Origin of the sequence: Psychromonas sp. MB-3u-54 (assembly GCF_002836415.1) — a bacterium.
In the GTDB taxonomy this organism is placed as follows: Bacteria; Pseudomonadota; Gammaproteobacteria; order Enterobacterales; family Psychromonadaceae; genus Psychromonas.
Genome location: NZ_PJBP01000122.1, coordinates 24,230 through 44,944, shown reverse-complemented (window position 1 = coordinate 44,944; position 20,715 = coordinate 24,230). Strand labels below are relative to the sequence as shown.

The 20,715-nt window shown below is 40.3% G+C and carries 21 protein-coding genes; 13 read left to right on the top strand and 8 right to left on the bottom strand.

Going from position 1 to position 20,715, the window contains the following annotated elements; translation table 11 throughout:
* The first annotated feature begins 598 nt into the window (after nt 1–598).
* From CXF72_RS08575 to CXF72_RS08560, 4 genes are all read left to right on the top strand, one after another.
* Complete coding sequence (locus CXF72_RS08575) at nt 599–973, top strand: response regulator (RefSeq protein ID WP_157823219.1); 375 nt, start codon at nt 599–601, stop codon at nt 971–973.
* A 56-nt stretch (nt 974–1,029) separates the two neighbouring features.
* Nucleotides 1,030–2,121: a 5-methyltetrahydropteroyltriglutamate--homocysteine methyltransferase gene (locus CXF72_RS08570; protein WP_101038557.1), complete on the top strand. Its 1,092-nt coding sequence runs from the start codon at nt 1,030–1,032 to the stop codon at nt 2,119–2,121.
* Nucleotides 2,118–3,125: a GGDEF domain-containing protein gene (locus CXF72_RS08565; protein WP_101038556.1), complete on the top strand. Its 1,008-nt coding sequence runs from the start codon at nt 2,118–2,120 to the stop codon at nt 3,123–3,125. The genes CXF72_RS08570 and CXF72_RS08565 overlap by 4 nt, the downstream gene beginning before the upstream one ends.
* 762 nt (nt 3,126–3,887) lie before the next feature.
* Nucleotides 3,888–4,169 carry a hypothetical protein gene (locus CXF72_RS08560; protein WP_101038555.1) on the top strand — a complete coding sequence of 94 codons (282 nt, stop codon included), beginning with the start codon at nt 3,888–3,890 and terminating at the stop codon, nt 4,167–4,169.
* Between the two features lie 206 nt (nt 4,170–4,375).
* Here CXF72_RS08560 and CXF72_RS08555 read toward each other — a convergent pair whose 3' ends face one another.
* Entirely contained in the window at nt 4,376–5,155 is a 780-nt protein-coding gene (locus CXF72_RS08555) for a HalD/BesD family halogenase (protein WP_101038554.1), read from the bottom strand.
* 220 nt (nt 5,156–5,375) lie between these two features.
* Here CXF72_RS08555 and CXF72_RS08550 point away from each other — a divergent pair, with 220 nt between their 5' ends.
* Nucleotides 5,376–5,684, top strand: coding sequence for a hypothetical protein (locus tag CXF72_RS08550; protein WP_101038553.1), 309 nt, complete (start codon nt 5,376–5,378; stop codon nt 5,682–5,684).
* 102 nt (nt 5,685–5,786) lie between these two features.
* On the top strand, nt 5,787–5,945 hold the full coding sequence (locus tag CXF72_RS19300; RefSeq protein WP_157823218.1) for a hypothetical protein: 159 nt from the start codon (nt 5,787–5,789) through the stop codon (nt 5,943–5,945).
* Between the two features lie 232 nt (nt 5,946–6,177).
* Here CXF72_RS19300 and CXF72_RS08545 read toward each other — a convergent pair whose 3' ends face one another.
* From CXF72_RS08545 to CXF72_RS08535, 4 genes are all read right to left on the bottom strand, one after another.
* Nucleotides 6,178–8,037 carry a bifunctional diguanylate cyclase/phosphodiesterase gene (locus tag CXF72_RS08545; protein WP_232784919.1) on the bottom strand — a complete coding sequence of 620 codons (1,860 nt, stop codon included), beginning with the start codon at nt 8,035–8,037 and terminating at the stop codon, nt 6,178–6,180.
* Between the two features lie 66 nt (nt 8,038–8,103).
* Entirely contained in the window at nt 8,104–8,352 is a 249-nt protein-coding gene (locus tag CXF72_RS19555; protein WP_198552536.1) for a hypothetical protein, read from the bottom strand.
* A gap of 858 nt (nt 8,353–9,210) precedes the next feature.
* A complete protein-coding gene (locus CXF72_RS08540) occupies nt 9,211–9,462 on the bottom strand; it encodes a hypothetical protein (protein WP_101038552.1) in 252 nt (83 codons plus the stop codon).
* A gap of 111 nt (nt 9,463–9,573) precedes the next feature.
* On the bottom strand, nt 9,574–10,263 hold the full coding sequence (locus CXF72_RS08535) for a DUF2278 family protein (RefSeq protein WP_101038551.1): 690 nt from the start codon (nt 10,261–10,263) through the stop codon (nt 9,574–9,576).
* Between the two features lie 374 nt (nt 10,264–10,637).
* Between CXF72_RS08535 and CXF72_RS08530 the strand changes: the two genes are divergently transcribed.
* The gene (locus CXF72_RS08530) at nt 10,638–11,135 is read left to right on the top strand and encodes a fasciclin domain-containing protein (protein ID WP_101038550.1); all 498 of its coding nucleotides are present in this window, start codon (nt 10,638–10,640) and stop codon (nt 11,133–11,135) included.
* 462 nt (nt 11,136–11,597) lie between these two features.
* Here the strand turns inward: CXF72_RS08530 and CXF72_RS08525 are convergent, their stop codons facing one another.
* From CXF72_RS08525 to CXF72_RS08515, 3 genes are all read right to left on the bottom strand, one after another.
* Complete coding sequence (locus tag CXF72_RS08525; RefSeq protein WP_101038549.1) at nt 11,598–12,476, bottom strand: Dyp-type peroxidase; 879 nt, start codon at nt 12,474–12,476, stop codon at nt 11,598–11,600.
* Between the two features lie 447 nt (nt 12,477–12,923).
* The gene (locus tag CXF72_RS08520; protein ID WP_101038548.1) at nt 12,924–13,187 is read right to left on the bottom strand and encodes a hypothetical protein; all 264 of its coding nucleotides are present in this window, start codon (nt 13,185–13,187) and stop codon (nt 12,924–12,926) included.
* A gap of 113 nt (nt 13,188–13,300) precedes the next feature.
* A complete protein-coding gene (locus tag CXF72_RS08515; protein ID WP_101038547.1) occupies nt 13,301–13,612 on the bottom strand; it encodes a cupin domain-containing protein in 312 nt (103 codons plus the stop codon).
* A gap of 717 nt (nt 13,613–14,329) precedes the next feature.
* On the opposite strand from CXF72_RS08515, the gene CXF72_RS08510 reads away from it, so the two are divergent.
* The 6 genes from CXF72_RS08510 (at nt 14,330) to CXF72_RS08485 (ending at nt 20,263) form a co-directional block, all read left to right on the top strand.
* Nucleotides 14,330–15,172 (top strand): AraC family transcriptional regulator, encoded by an 843-nt coding sequence (locus tag CXF72_RS08510; protein ID WP_101038546.1) that lies wholly within the window; start codon nt 14,330–14,332, stop codon nt 15,170–15,172.
* 47 nt (nt 15,173–15,219) lie between these two features.
* A complete protein-coding gene (locus tag CXF72_RS08505) occupies nt 15,220–15,951 on the top strand; it encodes an AzlC family ABC transporter permease (protein WP_101038545.1) in 732 nt (243 codons plus the stop codon).
* Nucleotides 15,944–16,264: an AzlD domain-containing protein gene (locus tag CXF72_RS08500; protein WP_101038544.1), complete on the top strand. Its 321-nt coding sequence runs from the start codon at nt 15,944–15,946 to the stop codon at nt 16,262–16,264. The genes CXF72_RS08505 and CXF72_RS08500 overlap by 8 nt, the downstream gene beginning before the upstream one ends.
* A gap of 237 nt (nt 16,265–16,501) precedes the next feature.
* Nucleotides 16,502–16,714 (top strand): hypothetical protein, encoded by a 213-nt coding sequence (locus CXF72_RS08495; RefSeq protein ID WP_101038543.1) that lies wholly within the window; start codon nt 16,502–16,504, stop codon nt 16,712–16,714.
* On the top strand, nt 16,707–18,485 hold the full coding sequence (locus CXF72_RS08490; protein ID WP_101038542.1) for an ABC transporter ATP-binding protein: 1,779 nt from the start codon (nt 16,707–16,709) through the stop codon (nt 18,483–18,485). Before CXF72_RS08495 ends, CXF72_RS08490 begins: the two co-directional genes overlap by 8 nt.
* Entirely contained in the window at nt 18,482–20,263 is a 1,782-nt protein-coding gene (locus CXF72_RS08485; RefSeq protein WP_101038541.1) for an ABC transporter ATP-binding protein, read from the top strand. Before CXF72_RS08490 ends, CXF72_RS08485 begins: the two co-directional genes overlap by 4 nt.
* The last annotated feature ends 452 nt before the right edge of the window (nt 20,264–20,715 follow it).

The following is a 20,715-nucleotide window of genomic DNA, read 5'->3' as shown; positions in this document are numbered from 1 at the left end:
CATTTATTACCTGCAAGTAAACAAAGGTAACTAAATAATAGATTAGTGCTTAAATATTCGCCAATAATGATGGGTGGCTAAATTAAATAGCTAAATTAAATCGTGAATAATGATGGGTGGCTAAATTAAATCGGGCGCCAATAATGATGGGTGGCTAAATTAAATCGGTTTAATTCGCGCCATGATTTTCCTTGTTAAAGTGTTTGCTCATCACAACAAAAATGCATGTAGATCACATAGCTGAATTGAATTGTCATGATCGGTGATCGATAAAAATTTTGGATATGTCCTAAATTGTTATGGATAGCACACTTATTGAAAAAGCGTCTATTCAAAGGAACTATACCCGTTTCAATTGATGCGAATGTTGTCTATTATACCAAGAATAGAAAATTTGTTAATAGAAAATTTAAAAAACGTCAACGCCGCGCCGGGTGTCATTGAATAAATACAGACAAGGAACCAAACGCTTATAAAGGGCTATCGTAGTGACTTATCAATCAGATCTTTTCTAATACCATAGGCATAGTTTTGCCATGCAGGTACTCGCTTGTGTCATATGATTTTGCGGTTGAATGTAATTATTAAGGTGAATAAAATGTCAGAGAGTGAATGCAAAAATTTTTTAATTGTTGATGCTGATCCAGTCGCTAGAGACGCTATAAGTGTCTATATAAAAGATATGCGGCCTGACTGGCGAGTGCTCGAAGCAGAAAATGGCTATCAAGCGATGGAGATAGCTGAGCAGTATCCCATCAATTTTTTCACTATAGATGAGTACTTGCCAATCCTTTCAGGAGTAAATTTAATAATTGAATTAAAAAGAGTGCATACTCCTGGTAAGTTCGTTTTGTTGACATTACAACTTCCCGACCACCTTAAAGCAGAAATTGAAGTCATGGCAGTAAAACACTTAGACAAGCCAATTACACAAGAAACAATGATCTCCATCTTGAAGTATTTTGAATCATGAACGTAAGCGCTAAACACATCGTTATTTTTTTTCTTCGCATTAATAGGGAATAAACAATGAAAAGCAGCATACCGACCGAGCCCATAGGTTCAATTCCTCGTAGTAAGACATTGATTGCTGCTTATAAAAAATACCAAAAAGGAGAACTTGATTTTTTAACCCTGAATGAATTGGCGGAGAAAGAAACGCTTCAGGTTGTACGTGAGCTTGAAGCGTTAGGTTGTCCTGTGATAAGTGATGGCGAACAAAGAAAGTTTGACGGTTTTGCCCATTACTGCCTACATAATTCAAAATCATATTCTAAAGAGGGCTTGGAAGTGAGTTTCTCTGACGGACATAAACGGGTTTTTGCTCCTCACCTTAAAGTTCCACCTTTCAAATACGAGCAGACTGCGGATGTATTCCTGAAATTTGCACTGCAACATGCGCATGTGCCCGTCAAGCAAGCGGTGATATCCCCTTCAATGCTAAGTCTTGTTTATCCTGCCAAAGGTATTGAAAGCTACAATCACGAACAGTTTATCAACGACTTGATCGAACAGCATGTCGCCGAAGTCCGGCGCTGTCTTGATCTTGGAGCACATAAAGTTCAGATTGATTTTACTGAAGCGAGGCTGTCAATAAAATATGACCCCTCGGGTGACATGTTGAATTCATTTGTCGAATTAATTAATAAGTGTCTGGCGCATTTTAACGATGAAGAGATCCAGAAGATTGGTATCCATACGTGCCCAGGCGCAGATGTTGATTGTACCCATAGTGCAGAGGTGGACTATAAACATCTGTTGCCAACATTATTTAAAATTAACGCAGGCAATTTCTATGTTGCCATGCGGAGTGAGCAAAATCCTAGAAAAGCTTTACGCTTAATTGGTCATGTTATAAGGCCATTTCAACGCGTGTTTATTGGTGTGACGGATCCAAATAACAAAACACCGGAAACGCCTGAAGAGGTTTGTGAACTGATTCTCCAGGCTGCGGAGTTTATTCCGCTAGAGCAACTTGGTACAACCGACGATTGCGGATTTTCTCCCTTTCTCGATGATGCCTCCACGAACAGAGAACTGGTTTATCAAAAGATTAGTGCTCGACTTGAAGGCACCCGTTTAGCCGAGAAAATATTATTCTCCGGTAGCTCACACAGATGACACCGACAGATAAAACATCAATTACCCAAGAGGAGTTCGATAAGCTCGAAGAGAATGTACTTATGCTGGAGATTGAAAATCATGATCTTAAGCAAAAAATTCAGCATTATGAGTTTGAGCAGTATAAGCTGCAAGAAATTCAGCGATTAGCAAAAGTAGGCACTTGGGAGCTTAATCATTTAAGTTATGACTTGAGAATTTCATCCGAACTATCTCAGTTACTGTATAGCAAAACTACGGATATGAGTGGTTTGTCATGGCATGATTTTTTAGACACTTTTGTATCGGCAGAAAATAAAGATATAAAAAAAGAATTAATTGAAGATGTCATCCAAAATGGAAAAAGTCTTGATTTTGAACATTATATAGTGAGACTCGATGGGAAACGTATCTTTGTGCATCATCACTGTAAGACATTTTATAATGCGATTGGACAACCGTTAATAACCACTGGTTTGATACATGATTTTACCTTTGAGTATAATCAGTCAATTGAGTTAGAAAAACGTGCCTCCACCGATGCACTTACACTGCTGCTTAACCGTAGGCGTATTAACGAGGTTCTGAAAGAGCAATATGAAATTTTTCAACGTTACCAAAAAATAAGTGCATATATCATGCTGGATATAGATTATTTTAAGAATGTTAATGATCTCTTTGGTCACCAAACCGGTGATGAAGTGCTATGTAAAATCGCAAATATAATTAAAAGTAAGATCCGTTGTGTTGATTATGCCGGGCGCTGGGGCGGAGAAGAATTTCTAATCATTTGCCCGAATACATCGCTGGAAAATACTTTTCAGCTTGCTGAAAAGTTGCGTCTGAATTTTATGGAAATGAAAAATCCAACTGGCGCTACTATTACTGCAAGTTTTGGTGTGGGAGAAATTGCACCGGGTGAAAGTACCGATAAGCTTTTAAAACGTATTGATGATGCACTTTATCAGGCAAAAGAAAATGGGCGGAACCAGATTAGATTCGCTAGATCGGCTCCAAAATCATAATTTCTGACCAATTTACAGATAAAGACTGGAAAGAGAAAGACTGAAAGAAAGACTGGACATCCATACCTTATGTTCTTTTAAATCATCAGATTAAAATAAATGAGCCATTCGAGTTCAGTATTGAAAGAGACAAAAAATGGGACAATCAAAGCTTTCGCTTCTAAAAAAACCAACCAATACGGCTAGGTAATTTCCGACCGTTTTTCTTGAACAATCAATTCCTTTAGCAAGTGGAAACATGGAGCGAAAAATTTTTCAGGAACAAATTTGAACGTTGGAATTTACGACAACGACCTGAAAGGTTAGGGCAGGACGCTGAAGTCATTTACAGCAGTTCAGGCTTATGAGCGTGCTAAGCTCTGCGTGCCCTTTTCGTTTCCACTAGGCTTGGCTCTGCACAGTCCAAGCTGGTGCCCTCTTTGTTAAAAAAGAATAAAGGGATTTATTTATCAAGATAAAAACGTCTAGTCTAATTGAACGTCAGTTCAGGATTATGAACGGGAAACACAATGCTAATAAGGTGTATTAATTAAACTAACTTAGCTTTTTAGAAACAGTGGCATAACTCACTGACCGGCATAAAAATGAAACACCTTATCGTTTAGAGCAGTTCAAAAAAAGGCCATAAAAGAGGACTAGACTGCCGATATTAAAAACAATCACTCAAGCTTGGTATTAAATTTAATCTGCATTACATTACAAATGTTCAAAAAAGCGCCTATACTTGTTCGTTAATTAATCACATTAAGGAGCAAAAAGTAAATGAATACCCTCGTTGAAACTAGATTGCAGCAACACGATCCGCTAGTTCATTGTGAATTGATGCAAGTCGCCTCTCATGTCCAACGCTTTAACGGTGAATGTATAATCAATACCCTGATGATGGATGGCTACGATTTCCCGTTTAAATACGGCCGCAAAAATAAATGTCGAAATCTTAAAGGCAAACAGGTCGACCTCTCCTATTATCCTTCAATAGAAGTCATCGCCGACTTTGAAATGAACATTATGAAAGTTGTGCAAATCAAAGTCATTTCAATGTAATAAGACGTTTTGCTTATACCCAAGCTACTTCAAAATGCAGATTCAGAGCTTTGCCCGGATGCCAGAACAAAGTGCAATATGAAAAGAATGGTTATTCCATTTTCAAGTATTGTAACCTAGGCCAACTTTCGGGAAAAACGCCGAAAGAAAAGGCTGGACAGCCAAAGCTTTGTGAGGCTAATAACTTGAGTTTTTCTGCATTGCTATTAAGCAAGTCGACCAAAAAAAGTCATTCTAGCGGATTCAGATAAAGCAATATCAGGCTCTGAATTATAGGCTAATACCACCAGCATGCGTGTTGTATCACCAATGGTCGGTGTCACACGATGAATCGCATTACGGCCTCGAAATAACACTAATGAACCAGGTTCAATAGTCAGAGTTTTGATCTCTTTATTTCCTGCTAACACCTCACCAACACCTTCAAAATTCATTTCGCCAAGGTCGGCATTCCGCATGTTATTGAGGTATTCAAAAGACCCGCCTTGTTCTGGTTTTTGAATTAACAAAGTGATGGCAAACGACGAATTATCGAAATGCCATCCTAATTCTTGACCTGCACTGGCATAATGCAGGTTAATAGAAGAAAGAGGATCAGCATATTCATGCAGTGCTTTTATGCCCAAAACTTGGGTTAAGAATGTTCTAAATAAAGCGGCGTCATAAATGACTCTTAATGGCGAATTTTGTGCAATTTGATCATCCGTAATACACCCTTTAGAAGAGTTAATTTGTTTGTTTTTAACATGGTCTAAAGCATAATCAGGATCGATATCAGTTAAATACACATTATGCGTGTTCGATGTATACCAAGCTAAGCTTTGTTTTTCTTTACCTTGATCAACAATGGCTCGAATCGCCTGTTCAGTTAAAAAATCAGGTAAGACAATGGCCCCTTCCTGCTCAAGCGTTGCTTTACAAGATTCAACTAACGCATTGTTTTCAAGATTATACTTCGATGTATTTAATACTTCTGATAACAACATATTCGATATCCTTTATCTTGTTGATGATCATTCAATTGTTCAGTGCTTAAGAGTAACCAATAAACCTGACTATGAATAACAATATATTTATGGCTTATCAAAAGATGGGATAGCCAAAGCTTTTCGTTTCTAAAGCACCAAACCAACGCGGATAGGCAAAAGGCTGGACACCCAAACCTTTGTTAGGCTAATAAGTTGATTTTTAACAATGCATAAGTGGATGTTCCACAATTTTTACACCACAATTTTTAAAAATCAACAACCGCCGAGCCTGAAGGCCCAGTTCCGAGAGCCGGTGCACATTTTATTATTTGGAACAGCGCCTTCAGGCGGGGCAATGTTTTGTAAAAACATCCGGTTACTTTTCGTCATCAAACAAAAAGGCTGCAAAAAGACTGGATATCCATACCTTATATTTTTAAATCATCACATTAAATTAAATATGCCATTCGGATTCGGCCTTGAAAAAATGGGAAATTACGTTTCTGAAGGGACAAAAGATGGGACAGCCGATGCTTTTCGTATCTAAAACAGCAAACCAATTCGGCTAGGCAATTTCCGACCATTTTGCTTGAAAAATCAATTCATTTAGCAAGTGGAAAATGGAGCGACAAATTTTTCAGGAACAAATTTGAACGTTGGAATTTACGACAACGACCTGAAAGGCGTAGGGCAGGACGCTGAAGTCATTTACAGCAGTGCAGGTTTATCAGCGGGACAGGCCGGGACAGGCTCTGCTGTGCCTGTATACGGCAATGTATATGGCAATGTAAGTAATAGACCAGCATAGTGTTACGAACAAAACGCTTTTTACCTTATTGCTGTTGAAAGAGCATGACGCCCTCGAACGGCGAAACTCCAACAAATAAAATTAAACCAACAGCCACAAGGGTAAAGCTTATTAATAGTCGGAATAAATCGGGTCATTAAGTTCATTTTTTAGGTTGATTGGCAAAAACGCTAAAATTTATTCTATTGTTTAAAGCCCCAAAAAACTGAGTTCAGACCTGATCCTCATGACACTACAGCTTAGCGTTAATTGCTAACACTGACTTGGAAATCTTGTCCACCACCCCACGAATGAGATCAGCAGGTACAGGCTTGGCATGATAATAGCCCTGAACCACGTCACATCCCATTTCTTGAACCATCATGATTTCCTCAATAGTTTCTGTTCCTTCAATAATAATTTTAAAGTCGAGCTCAGTTGTGAGTGAAAGAATGCCCCGCATGACCTTCTTCTTGCGGTCATCCGTATCAATATTGGTGACGAAGCTACGGTCAATTTTTACCTGATCGAAGGGCATGTTGTTGAGATAGCTTAGTGATGAATAGCCCGAGCCGAAATCATCGAGTGATAGCATGACACCAAGTGAGCGAATAAGCTCCAGAACCCGTAGCGTTTTGTGTTTGGTATGGTCAATAAACACACTTTCTGTAATTTCGATGCAGATACAATTAGCCGGCAGCTTGTATCTTTTTAATGAGGCACTCAAAACGTCGATAAAATTGTCCTGCCATAACTGGATGGGTGAGACATTGACTGCAATATGTTTAAAGTCGAACTTTTCCTTACGCCACTGCGCCGCTTGCTGGCACGCCATATCAATGATCAGGGTTCCAAGCTTGACAATCTGCCCGCCGTCTTCAGCGATAGGAATAAATTTAGCGGGTGGAATCTGACCCAATATTGGGTGCTTCCAGCGAGCGAGGGCTTCTAACCCAGATAATTTATTAGATGACAGAATAACCTGTGGTTGGAAATGGATCTCGAGTTCCCTGTTTTCGATCGCCATCTCGAGCATTTTTATCAATGTCACCCGTTCTTGGTACTCGTCGTTCAATTCCGAAGAGAAAATTGCATATTGATCGCCCCCTGCTCTCTGGGCTTTGCGAAGCGCTAAACTCGCATTGAGATGCACCACTTCAGGATCATCAAAACCTTTGAGCACATCGATTACACCCATCGAGCCAGTGATGGAAATTTCGCCAACTGGAGTATGAAACCCTTTGCGCATGCTCTCAATGAGGTTTTGGGCGAGCACTGTAATTTCGTCAGTTGCCAAACGATTATCGATAATGATAATAAAATTGGCTGCACTGGGACGCGCTACCTTTGCTTGATTTCCTGCAACCTGCTTAATTCTAGCCCCAATCCTTTTGAGAATCTGATCGCCCATTTCCTGGCCATAGGCATCATTGATGTGGCCAAATTTGTCGATATTGAGGTGTAACAATGCCCAAGATTCAATAGCCGATTGGCTATTCCTCAAAGCCACCTGAAGATCAGCAAAGTAACGGCTGCGATTACCAAGACCCGTGAGATCGTCTGTATAGGCCAGATGAGCGAGTTTAACCTGCAGGTCAACCACATGATTAAGACCCTCTGATAGCGTCCCGACTTCATCACTTTGGCCGATAAAGGGTACACTTCCCAAGTTTTTTTCAGAGCCCATATCCTCAGCATATTTTGCCAAAACCCGAATTGGCCTAAGTGCGTAACTGATATAAGCGGCGCCGAGAAGGGCTTCTACAATAAGGATTATGCAAGCAACCAGTATACTTTGGTTGCGCAACTCATCCCGCGCGATGATCAAATCATCAACCCAGCCCACATCAACGGCAAGCACGCCTTGAACCGAGTTGTCCAAGTCCATAATCGGCATCAGCTCTGCTAATCTTAAACGCCCCATCACCGGCACTTGCCCGCGATGGGTCTGACCATTGATAATTTTCTCATAGGCCGGGTGACTCACACCGATAGACATTGGTGGTGGCATGGACCCATCAGGTTTCCGGAAGGTCGTGGCAAAACGATCAAACGCTTTGGTTTGAGTATTGAGTTTAAAAAGATTGGCCGCACCGTGATTAGTCGCTCCTATATTCTTTAGGACGACATCATACTCGTCGCGGAAAGACAGGGATGTTGCAGCGGTATCGCCTTTCAGCTAGATTGCTTTCACATTGCTCTGGTCATCGAATACCGGATAAAATTCCGCCGAAAAATGTTCGGAGAAGATGACTGCTGCGGTATGTGCGGCACGTCCGATTCGGATTTCCGAGTTGTTTGCGGTAACTTGATAGATCTTGATATAGCCAATACCGGCAATAATTAAAATCGACAGTGCCGCGAACATTAAAAAACGCGATGTAATTTTACCAGTGAGACCGGTTAGTGTATGTCGAACCTTCATCATTTGACTTCATTCCAAAAAAATATGAATACAATATTATAAAAAGCATTGAATACAACATAGTTGCATTAAGCAGTGAAAGCGGTCAAGGGCTTGTAAGCTGTTCGGGATTCCTGCGGCAATAGATGCGGCGATGAGGACCCACACGCAACTGACCTATAAACAAGTATTTCAGATATAAATATCTTTTCTTATTTATATCTTGATTTTACATAAACCACTAGAATTATTATTGCCACATTAGTGAAATTTGTGACATCATTTCATATAAAAGGAGCTCTGAATATGACCAACTGCGCAGAAATAAATTCAGGAACTCATCCGCAATTTGCTTTGTGCCGTTTAAAAAAATTATGGACAGACCAGAAGTATTAAAAAGGCTGGACACCCAAACTTTTATTAGGCTAATAAGTTGATTTTTAACAATTCAATAACTGAATATCCCACAATTTTTACAAATCAACAACGCCGAGCCTGAAGGCCCAGTTCCGAAAGTCGGTGTACATTATCTTATTTGGAACAGCGCCTTCAGGCGGGGCAATGTTTTGTAAAAACATCCGGTTACTTTTCGTCATCAAACAAAAAGGCTGCAAAAAGGCTGGACATCCATATCTTATATTCTTTTAAATCATCATATGAAAATAAATGAGCCATTCGAGTTATACCAATTCCACTAATTAGGTGATCTATTTAGGCGCCGGAAAAACCCATGAAAGCAAGGCATTAATTGCAGTAACTAGTTGTTCTAATTATACAAAATCGTCTGGAACGATTTTGAACAGCTTTAGCTGGCCACGAAGTGGGGAATAACAGGATGTTATGAATCAAATTAATCACAAAGACTAAAACATCGTTTTATGTCTAGCTAGCATGTGTTTTAACCAGCATAAATGAGTAGAAAATTAATGGATTTGGTATTAGGTGTTGAAAAAAATGGGACATTAGGTTTCTGAAGGGACAAGCAATGCTTTTCGTTTCTAAAGCACCAAACCATGCGGCCAGGTAATTTCCGGACGTTTTTCTTGCCAGGAAAATGACTTTAGCAAAGGAAATCATAGGAAGAATTAAACGGCGGTTCAGGCTACTAAGCTCTGCACCGACAAATGGTGCCACCTATTAGATCCTCTTTTAAACAGCACTCGGAAAGTAAAAATGAATTTATTTACTCTGCAACTTTTACAACATATTGGTTTTTCGCGTCTATTGTTAAATACAGCCTATTTTCTAAACAGGATGCCCACTGCCATCGGTTATATAGCTTTGGCTAGTAAATTTATTGATAAAAGCAGTTATAGTACCGTCGGATTTTTCAATGATTGTCGCGCCATCTTGCCAAATACCGTTTTCAGACCACCAACTTGTTCCACTAGGATCCCCTTGGTTTTGATGGATATTATGGACGCCTAAATCACCGCTGCTAAAAGGCTCTCCAAACACATATATTTTTGTTACATTGCCGGTATTTAGAATACTTTCTAATTCATTTAGCGTCTTATCACCCGTATTACTCTTCCAGCCGTATCCCCGCCTCAACATAAGATGCTCAATGAGACTGATTAAATGCCCCATAAAAAAATAGCGCATCCATTTTCTAAGGCTATCGGGTAGTTTTGGAACAAGGTACGCACTTCGAATGTAATCAATTGCGCCTGAAGTCGCATTAGAAAATAATTCATGGTAACCGTTGCTGAGCGGTGAAATGACATGCAAATCTGAGGGAATCAGCGAAATTATTTTATACTCCACGCCAACGGATGTATTGGGGGTGTCTACATCAATTGCACAAGTATATTCACCATCAAGTGTCTTAATTTTTAATATACCGTGATAGTAGTTACCATAAGAATCAGGATTATCTCTTGTAAAGCTAACAAAAGTTCCTATCGCAACCCCATACCCATCAGATAATGACATTTTAGTACTCCTTATTTCTTTCTGAAATTCCTAAAAAACAACAATCAAGCTTAGATTTAATCTACAAGTGTAGTTGCACATAACAGTGCAGTGCAGTGCTATTCTGCTCACAAATAAAAACATTCCACTTTCGGCTACATTCATTAATCGCCCTTAGGGTGCGCTCCGAGAACCGATTACCGCTGTTTGCGGTAATACCAAACGCATTAATAAAGTGATCATAAATGTAATGCTTTTGGTATAACAGCAAACCTAAAATTAACTTTAATTGACATTATAAGTATAAATTAATGATCTATTATTTAAAAGTGAACGTATTATGTAGCGCAAATCATCATTCGATGATTTGAACGTTCACTTAAAAGGAAAGTATTATGTTAAACAAAATATTGACTATTGGTGCGTTACTAATGAGCAGTTTAATTTTCATGCCTTTGGCACAAGCCGACAGTCATGGCATGAAAAAAGATATTGTTGATGTGGCGGTTGAAAACGGTTCGTTTACGACTCTGGTTGCAGCATTAAAAGCAGCTGAACTGGTGGATACTTTAAAAAGTGAAGGACCCTTTACTGTGTTTGCACCAACTGACGAGGCATTTGCTAAATTACCTGAAGGCACGTTAGACATGTTACTACTGCCTGAAAACAAAGAACAGTTGGTTTCGATACTCACCTATCATGTGGTTGCCGGCAAAGTGATGGCCGCAGATGTCATGGAACTCGACAGCGCAACAACGGTTCAGGGACAAGATGTTATGGTGGACATCATGGACGGTAAAGTGATGATAGACGATGCGACCGTAGTGATAGCAGATGTTGAAGCAAGCAATGGTGTTATCCATGTAATAGATGCTGTTATTTTACCAGAATAATTTCCACTTATCAGGGGACAGTTTAATCATTAAGCAGTCCCCTATCAGTATAATTATTACCTCTGTAAAAAGATCGAACAGCCAAAGCTTTTCACTCATAACGCAGTAATTATGATTTGAAGAATAAATCTGATCACTTGATTAATGCCTTTGATATGATCACTTTTGATAGGATATTTTTCACAAAATATTGCCCGGGTTCCAAATGATAAAGTGTGCACCGGCTCTCGGAATTGAGCCTTTAGGCTCGGCCTGTTGCTTTTGCCAACCTGAGGCGGGATTTAAAACGACAAAGTATGCACCTGTTGCAGGAACTGAGCCTTTTCATCCACTTTTTGAACCAATAAAAATATCTTATTGATATGAAAAGCCGGAAAGTTTTGTACCATCTTTAAAATTAAAAACGGCGAAATCAAGTATAAGCACAGAAGATGAATGCAAGCTAACCGTGCTTATGCCCTTTTAAATAAGAGCGCTTAAATCTAAGCCGGAAGCATCAACAGGCGGGCACCAGAAATAAGCTCCGGTGACTGGACGGCTAAATTCAAATAGACCATCGGTAATACCGTCTTCCATTCCAATCATGCGTTTAAGCTGTACCTCATAAGGGTAATAGCTAGTTGCAAAACAAACAAACTGCAATCCACAACGCCCATTTTTCGCCCAAGGCAATGAACGACGCCACATAAAGGCTTCCGGTGTAAAGCTTTCCTGCGCAGTACGTTTGACATGCGCAGAGACAGGCGCGTCGTCTAACTCCTCATTATCACTTAAACGGCGGCCAATAATGTGATCCTGATGTGTTTGCGGCAGACTTTTGAGGTGCTTAATATCATGGATCCAAGATTGCACGGCCACAAATGATGAGCCATTGATGCCCCTTTTATCGCTTTTAATAATGGCCGTTTTAATCGCATCGTCATCCTGCGGATTTTCGGTGCCATCCTCATAGCCGCTTAAATCTCGGTTTTGACGATGCGTAAAAGCCGGAACTTGTTCGGTCAATACAAAACCATCAGCAACGGCTTGAATAACTGACTCCGCGCTAAACATAGTTTCACCCGGATCGCTTCCGCTGACACGAACCCATAACGCACCATGAGAAGTGGGAATGGTAATAGCCCCAGATTGCAGAGACGGCATGGGTTTTAGCCCTTCGATCACGCAATTAAATGTTTTCATAAGACTGACGCCAAGCCCCACTAACATAGAGTCGTTATCAAAAATTGACTGCAGTGCCAGCAGTGAAGGTTTGGCTGTGCCGCCTAGCTTGCGTTCAAAAGTCAAAAATTGTGCATGAGTGGGTAAGGGAGCAAGGATCTGATCTTGATAAATCGGCATAAAACATCCTGTTTTGAAATGAAGTAAGTTTAAACTATCATCTCACATGATCCTTGACCCATCACATTATTATCACTGGAAAGCTCGAAAGCTCGAAAACTCGAAAACTCGAAAACTCGAAAACTAGAAAGCTAGAAAGCTAGAAAGCTCGAAAGCTCGAAAGCTAGAAAGCTAGAAAGCTGGAAAGCTGGAAAACTAGAAAACTGGAAAACTAGAAAGCTAGAAAGCTAGAAAGCTAGAAAGCTCGAAACTCGAAGCTAGAAAGCTCGATACCCAAACCTTTGTTAAGCTAATAAGTTGATTATTAATAATCCAATCAGTGGATATCCCGCAATTTAATTAGGCAGAAAAGCATAAAAAAGCGGGCTTGTTTGTGGCATCTAGGGATAAAATTTAATGGCTTGCCATATATTATGTGGAACAAAGTACTCAACAGCACAATAAGTACTATGACTCTGTAACACCGATAAACTTGTTCACTTTTTTAGTTATGCATAATCTCTTATTCACTTGTCTTGAGACAATAACGGCAATAATCATTAGCGGGAAAAAAAACAATCTTTTCCCTGTATCAGTTAAACTCATATACCAGTCAGGATTTAAAGAAGCGATAAAAAAAACAGGCAAGATAGCCAGAACAACAACAAAAATAATGGTCATCGTTAATTGGATTAGATTACGTAAGACAAATGCAAATAAAGTATGCTTCATGCTGTTTTTTATCCTTAAAAAATATAAACGCCCTAATAACGGGCAAAAAATTGTTGGCTAAAATATTGAGGGACGAAAACAGCCAACTGTTTTTTCCCTTATTAATTAGCTTTTTATACGCTACCTTCTGATTCGATGACTAAGATTCTAGCTTCACCTATCGGGTGAGCGACATGTTCAGTACCAACGGAAGCATAAAAGATATCACCCGTATTTAATAGGGTAGATTGTTCGATTCCATTCTCTTTATAGAGCATTTCTACTACACCATCTACAACAGCAAAAACTTCTTCGCCATCGTTAATGTGCCATTTGTATGGTTGATCTGTCCAATGTAAGCGAGTTGTGACCCCATTCATATTAGAGATATCTTTTGCACCCCAAGCACGGGTTGCTGTGAATTCTTTACTTCTGATTATTTCCACAATACTTCCAGATTAACCGCAAAACTTGAGTAGCTTATAACAGTGTATTAGTCTGTATTCTCACTAACACGCATTTTAAATTTAATTTATTGATAAAAACCATATCATAACCAGTTTATAGAACAGTCAGATAGATCCAATTCTTGATTGTAAACCGACACTTTATATCTGGTAAATAAACCTATTTTCATTTGTTGAGATCTCTATCAAAGAACCAAAGTGAGGACACTCAAAAATAAAAAAATGGAACAAGCAAAAATTTTCCTATTGCCACTAACCCTTACGGAACCTTATACCAATCGAGGCTAGTAAAAACCACTTGATAAGCATACAGTTATCAACTTACTCTACTTATATCTCTTATAAATACGTTACCGAGACATATATGGACGCTCCCGTGAGTCTTCTTATTTACTTTTTTAGACATTGCTGTAAGCCCTATTCTATCTGGGGACGGCGTAACATCAGTTATTTATTCTCATATTAAACTTTAAAGCGGGCATCAGTATCGTTTATAAAAAAATTTGGATGTCCCATCTTTTTCTTTTTACTTTTTGTGGAAAAGGGCTTGTCAATTGTATTAGTTTTTGATTTATAAGCACACTGATAAAAGGTATTCAATTCAACCACAAGTCTAAATTAGATTATAAAAAAATAAATTTATATTCAAAATAATAGCAATATCGTACAATTAAAAAAATGGAGTTTGTATTAGATATGAATGAAAATACTAAGGATAAGGCCAACTTCACTATTGCAAATGCATATGACGGTATTGAAATTGTTAACGCTGATTATAAAAATCAAGAATTCTCTAAACATGTCCATGAAGGTTACACTATTGGCGTCATTGAAAAAGGCGCTCAGCGTTTTTATCGCAGTGGTAAAATTCATACTGCGGATACAAACTCTATTATTTTAGTTAATGCTGACGATGTACACACAGGAGAATCTGCTTCTCCTGACGGTTGGAAATATCGAGCGATGTATCCTTTACCAGAACACTTTGAAAATGTTTGTAGTGATCTCCATGATGGAAAAGAGTTTGCACCATACTTCTGTTCGTCAGTTATAAACGATCAACGACTAACTGAACAATTAAGGTTGTTATTTACTCAAGTAGATAACGGGGCTTCTAAGTTACTTACAGAAACTGTACTGTATAGTATAATGTTTAGACTAACATTAAGACATTCCTCACTTCGCAATACCCCCCAAGATATATCAGGTAGTAAAGAAAGGCTCATTCGAGTAAAAGAATATTTAGATTGTTATCCCGCTGAAGATATATCATTGAAGCAATTAGCAAACATTGCAGGTTTAAGTCAATTTCATTTTATAAGGCAATTTAAAAAGATATTCGAGCTTGCTCCACATAGCTATCAAATCCAATCAAGATTAAAAAAAGCAAAAACGTTACTTAAAGCTGGATTAAAACCAGCGATGGTTGCTACAGATTGCGGTTTTCATGATCAAAGCCATTTCAATCGACACTTTAAAAAAGCACTAGGCACCACGCCAAGTCAGTTTCAAAAACAAGCAGTTTTGTACAAGAACTAATATCACTTAAATATTAATCTCTTTCAAAAACTTGAAGGAGTTCTTTAATGTCAACAAGTCATATCGTAATCGCTAGGAAAATTTTCATAAGCGATTTAAAAACAATTAATCAGGCAACAATTGATATTTTTCCCCTAGCATTAGCAACTGTGCCTTGGGGAGTTCTATGTGGCTCATTAGCCATAAATGTTGGACTATCACCGTTACAAGCTCAATTAATGTCACTGTTAGTTTTTGCAGGGGCAGCTCAATTAGCGGCACTCACTATTATAGGTGCAGTAGGCTCTTTGTCCTCTATCTTTTCTTCTACATTTGTTATTAGCTCTCGCCATCTACTCTACTCAGCAGTGTTTCGTGAACATGTAAGAAAAAGCTCTTTAGGTCTTCGTTGTAGCATTGCCTTTTTTTTAACAGATGAAATGTTTGCAGTAACGTGTGCTTACATGGAAAAACATAAAATTTTTAGTCCTATTTATGCCATAAGTTCGGGGGTTGTATTTTATTTAATTTGGAATATTTCAACCTTTGTTGGAATTATTGCCGGCCAACACATCCCTAACATAGAACATCTCGGTCTTGAGTTTGCTATCGCTGCAACCTTCATTGCGATAGTTTTTCCTGCAATTAAAAATAAATCAACTTTGATCTCTGTGATCAGTAGCGGTTTGAGTGCAATTGTACTTTCAATATTTCTGAAAGAGTACGCACTGATTGCGGCAACTTTTATAGGGATGCTTTGTGGTTATCTAACTAATGATAAGGAGTGTATTGATGAATAATTTCTGGGTAGCTTTAGTTGGAATGACTTGTATTACATTCTCATGTCGTTACTTTTTTTTCTCTAAAACCGTACCTTTTGAATTGGGTACAAAAGTTAAAAGGTTACTTAGTTATACCGCACCTTCTATTTTAACCGCAATGTGGGTGCCAATTGTGTTTCTAGGACATCAAACTACTAATGATGACTTTATTACAAGTCCATTTTTAATTGCAGGATTAGTAACTGTTGTATTGAGTTTGAAAATAAAAAATACATTAGCAGTAGTTGGCCTAGGCATCAGCATTTTTGGATTACTAAAAGTGATCATCTAATTTAATTAAGTCATCATTGCAACCATTCTGACACTGGGGCAAAGTGTTCTTAAAAAAATTGGCTGTCCAGTCTTTTCTCATCATCTACACGCCGTCAAAGGCGGAATACCAACAATGAAAGTTAAACCAACTGCCCCTTGCCGAACCTTCATTACCCATTGATCCTAGTAAAAACCACTTGATAAGCGTACACTTATCAACATTTTCTACTTATATCCCTTATTGAAGCGAGTCAAAATGCCCCACAAGTCCAATCAAGCTTGCTGTGATCACGGCGGGAAACGCAGCGGTTGCGGCCGCAAGCCCGGTGTAAAAACGCAACCTATTCGCCTGCCTGCATGGTTGCTTGAGAAATTGAGTGAACAAGGTGACCCAAGGCAGCTGATTATTGACGCCTGCCTTGCGCAGCATCCATCGATTTGTAATGAAGGTCCCGCGAGCAATGACTAAATCTAAATTTATACTGCACTATTTCCTGTTAAACAAATTTTCTTATGTGTTTGCAATTGTCTGTATTTTTCTCGTTAATTACCTGCAGGTGGAAATTCCGCGCTATATAAAGCTTGCCGTTGATTTACTCAACGAGTCAACACTTGCCTCGAAACAGGGGCTGGTTGACAATGTGCAGTGGGTGATTGCGTTGTCGGTGGTGATGGTGGTTATCCGTATTCTGTCACGGGTATATGCCTTAAACCCGGGCCGAATTACGGAAGCAACCCTGAAAAATGATATTTTTCAGCATTTGAACCGTCTACCTTCAACCTTTCACGCCCAATTTGCATCGGGCAAACTGATATCTATTATCAATAATGACCTTAGCGGTATTCGCCTGTTTTATGGTATTGGTTTTTTACAGCTGTTTAATATTTTGTTTGCACTGTCCCTTACGCCGATTTGGATGTGGAAAATCTCTCCGGAATTAACCTTGTACTCCGTGGTTCCGATCATTATTGCCTCGATTATTTTCCGCATGGGTTTTAGAAAATTGCGCGCTTTACAGGCCGAGCGATTGACCCGTTTACAGAATTTGTCCGAGCAGTTAATGAACTACCTGGGCGGAATAGACTTGATTAAAAATCAGCAGATGGGTAAGTGGGTGACCAGCGAACTCAATGAAGTCAATCTCCGTCTCCTTGATTGCACCATGAAAATAGCTAAAATCCAAACCATCTTTATGCCTATTCTGGATTACGCCAACCATTTCATGAAAGTGCTTATTTTAGGGCTTGGCGGTTATTATCTTTTGCAGGAAAAACTGTCAATTGGCGAAATTACGGCCTTTTTATCCTACTCCGTCCTCTTGGCGATCCCGCTGATGCACCTCGGCCGAATTGTCACGGTTTATCAAATGGGCATGATCAGTATTGATAGTGTGCAGAATATTCTCAATAACGAGGTGCCAAGCACTGATCTGTTGAAAATGGACGACCATCAAAAATCCGCCCTGCGCGGATCAACACTCCTAGTGCAAAACCTCAGTTACCACTACCCAAGCGCCACAGATGAACACTCGGAGGTCGTGCTAAAGGGCCTCAATTTTTCCATTGAGCCGGGTGAGAAAGTCGGTGTTTTGGGTAGCATTGGCGCGGGTAAAAGTACCCTGGTGAATTGTTTAAATCATCACTTATCCCTTCAAGCCGGGCAGGTTTTTTGGGGTGGTAAAGATATTACTCAAGTGTCGCGTCAGGATTGGCGCAGTTACGTAAGAACGATTACCCAGGAGCCTTTTCTGTTTTCCGATACAATTTCTGAGAATGTTAAATTTGGCGGTAAACAACAAGGCCAAGCCGCTGATCAGCTCGACGTGCAGCAGGTGCTCGAACTCAGCCAGTTAAACGAAGATGTACGACGTTTTGCCGCCGGCGACCAAACCCTGGTGGGTGAAAAAGGCATTATGCTCTCGGGTGGACAAAAGCAGCGTCTGAGCATCGCCCGAGCCCTGCTGACACCCAGCGATCTGATCATTATGGACAATGTGTTATCGGCCGTGGATTACGAAACCGAGCGCACTATTCTAAAAGGGGTATTCAATCGCATTGCCGGGCAGAGTTTGTTGGTGGTTTCTCACCGCGTCAGCGCGCTGGAGTACATGGATAAGATTCTGGTGTTGGAACAGGGGGAAATCATCGCCCGTGGCACCCACGCCGAACTACTTGAATCGTCCAGTTATTACCGAAATACCTGGCAATTACAACAACATGAGACGGAGGCCAGCGCATGATTAAATCTTTGGATCTTAACTACCTTAAGCATTTCTATCATTACGCTTCGCGCTACAAAAAAACCACTACCATTGGTTTGCTGATGATGCCGCTATCCGTGGCCGCCAATGTATTGTTTCCCTGGCTGGTTATTCAAGTGATTGATGAGCACCTTACCCCGGGCAAATACGCCGGGCTGATGTTCCTGATTGCCGCCATGGTGGTCGTATTGATTGTCAATTACATTGCCGATGGCATCTACACCTACTGCTTGCGCATGACCGGGCAGAAGGCGGTTTTCGATATGCGGATGGCCTTATTTGGTCGCATTTTGAAACTGCCCAGAACCTATTTTGATAAAACCCCCACGGGTGTCACTTTGTCACGCTTAACCAGCGATCTTGAGGCGATCGGAGAATCCTTCGTGCTGGGTGTACTCAATTTGGTGAAAGACTCAATCAACACCTTGGCGGTGCTGATCTTTATGTTTTTCATCAACTGGCAATTGGCCTTGCTGGTGTTGCTGGTGTTTCCGCCGATATTGCTGCTGACCCAGTATGTGCGCAATCGCCTGCGCGAAATGTACAGCATTACACGTTCGTCTTTGGCCAAAGGGACGGGCTTTCTGCAGGAGTGTCTGCTGGGGGTGAAAACGGTTCAATTGTATGGTGCTGAAGAAGAGGTAGAATCTAAGTATCAGGGTTACACCGACGATTTCCTGCGCGCGCAGTTAAAAACCAATAAATACGATGCTACCTTGTTTTCTATTATAACCGGCATCACCAGCATCACCATCGGACTGATTATTTGGTATGGCTCCGGTAAGGTTCTCGAAGGTGTTATCAGCCTTGGGGTATTGATAGCCTTCATCAATACCCTGGAAAAAGTGTTTGTACCACTGCGCGATTTCACCTCGCAGATAGCCGCCATCCAGCGTTCTTTTGCGGCCTTTGAGCACATAGAAGAACTTTTTGAGGAAGCCCTCGAAGAACAAGGATTAACGCTTTTGCCGGCGAACACGCTGCAGGAAAAACTGGCTAATTTCGAGTCTCTGGAATTCAAAAATGTACGTTTCCGTTACGGCGGCAAAGGCCCTTACGTGTTGGATGACATCTCCTTTAAACTCAACAAGGGCGAGCAGTTGGCCTTAGTGGGCACAACCGGCTCGGGCAAGTCGACCATCATTCGCATCATGAGTAAAAACTACATGGAATATCAAGGCAGTATTCTGCTCAACGGCATTGAACTGTCGAGTATTCCTAAAGACTCAATGCTGCATTTGTTTTCTCTGATGCAGCAGGACGTGTTTTTATTCGAGAAGAATATCCAATTTAATATTTCCCTTGGTGCCAGCGACATCAGTGACAACGCTGTGATTGATGCCGCGAAATACGTTTATGCTCACGACTTTATTTTGGGGCTGCCGGGTCAGTACCAGTTTGAGCTGAAAAAAAGCGGCAGTAATTTGTCGGCAGGCCAAGCTCAGCTGATCTCCTTTGCTCGGGTCGTGGCTCAGGGCGGACAGGTGATGATGTTGGATGAGGCGACCAGTTCGGTGGATTCCATTACCGAAAATTTGATCCAAAAAGCCATCGGCCGCTTATTTGAGGAAAAGACCGTGATTGCGATTGCTCACCGTCTGAGTACTATTCGTCACTCGGATCAAATATTAGTGCTCAGCCATGGCAAGATTGTCGAGCAAGGCAATCACCAGAATTTGCTGGCGATGAATGGCGTTTATGCCCGCCTACTCAAGACTGAAGTCAACGATAGCCCAATTTTAACCAAACCAGCCTGATTGATGGCCAACGCTTGAGTTCAGGCTTTATAGGATCGGTTGCAACGACAATAAAGATGAGACAACCATTTTTATTTTTCAATCAATTCATAATTTAACAAGACACCCATGTTAATGATGTGAACTTATAAAAAGATAGGACAGCCAAAGCTTTTCGTTTCTAAAGCACTAAACCAATGCGGCTAGGCAATTTCCGACCATTTTTCTTGATCAATCAATTCCTTTAGCAAAGGAAACATTGAGCGACAAATTTTTCAGGAACAAATTTGAACGTTAGAATTTACGACAACGACCTGAAAGGCGGAGGGCAGGACGCCAGAAGTCATTTACGTCAGTTTAGGTTAATGAAGCTCTGCGGGTCCTGTTTTCTTTTGCTATTGAAGAGCATCACTCCCTCGAACTGTAAAGGCTTACAAATAACCAGTACGGTATTTACATTACCAGCAGAGCGT

Bases quoted from the DNA above. Each gene is read 5' to 3' on its own strand.
- CXF72_RS08575 (WP_157823219.1), top strand. From the start codon at position 599: ATGTCAGAGAGTGAATGCAAAAATTTTTTAATTGTTGATGCTGATCCA.
- CXF72_RS08570 (WP_101038557.1), top strand. From the start codon at position 1,030: ATGAAAAGCAGCATACCGACCGAGCCCATAGGTTCAATTCCTCGTAGT.
- CXF72_RS08565 (WP_101038556.1), top strand. From the start codon at position 2,118: ATGACACCGACAGATAAAACATCAATTACCCAAGAGGAGTTCGATAAG.
- CXF72_RS08560 (WP_101038555.1), top strand. From the start codon at position 3,888: ATGAATACCCTCGTTGAAACTAGATTGCAGCAACACGATCCGCTAGTT.
- CXF72_RS08555 (WP_101038554.1), bottom strand. From the start codon at position 5,155: ATGTTGTTATCAGAAGTATTAAATACATCGAAGTATAATCTTGAAAAC.
- CXF72_RS08550 (WP_101038553.1), top strand. From the start codon at position 5,376: ATGTTCCACAATTTTTACACCACAATTTTTAAAAATCAACAACCGCCG.
- CXF72_RS19555 (WP_198552536.1), bottom strand. From the start codon at position 8,352: ATGATGAAGGTTCGACATACACTAACCGGTCTCACTGGTAAAATTACA.
- CXF72_RS08535 (WP_101038551.1), bottom strand. From the start codon at position 10,263: ATGTCATTATCTGATGGGTATGGGGTTGCGATAGGAACTTTTGTTAGC.
- CXF72_RS08530 (WP_101038550.1), top strand. From the start codon at position 10,638: ATGTTAAACAAAATATTGACTATTGGTGCGTTACTAATGAGCAGTTTA.
- CXF72_RS08525 (WP_101038549.1), bottom strand. From the start codon at position 12,476: ATGCCGATTTATCAAGATCAGATCCTTGCTCCCTTACCCACTCATGCA.
- CXF72_RS08520 (WP_101038548.1), bottom strand. From the start codon at position 13,187: ATGAAGCATACTTTATTTGCATTTGTCTTACGTAATCTAATCCAATTA.
- CXF72_RS08510 (WP_101038546.1), top strand. From the start codon at position 14,330: ATGAATGAAAATACTAAGGATAAGGCCAACTTCACTATTGCAAATGCA.
- CXF72_RS08505 (WP_101038545.1), top strand. From the start codon at position 15,220: ATGTCAACAAGTCATATCGTAATCGCTAGGAAAATTTTCATAAGCGAT.
- CXF72_RS08500 (WP_101038544.1), top strand. From the start codon at position 15,944: ATGAATAATTTCTGGGTAGCTTTAGTTGGAATGACTTGTATTACATTC.
- CXF72_RS08495 (WP_101038543.1), top strand. From the start codon at position 16,502: ATGCCCCACAAGTCCAATCAAGCTTGCTGTGATCACGGCGGGAAACGC.
- CXF72_RS08490 (WP_101038542.1), top strand. From the start codon at position 16,707: ATGACTAAATCTAAATTTATACTGCACTATTTCCTGTTAAACAAATTT.
- CXF72_RS08485 (WP_101038541.1), top strand. From the start codon at position 18,482: ATGATTAAATCTTTGGATCTTAACTACCTTAAGCATTTCTATCATTAC.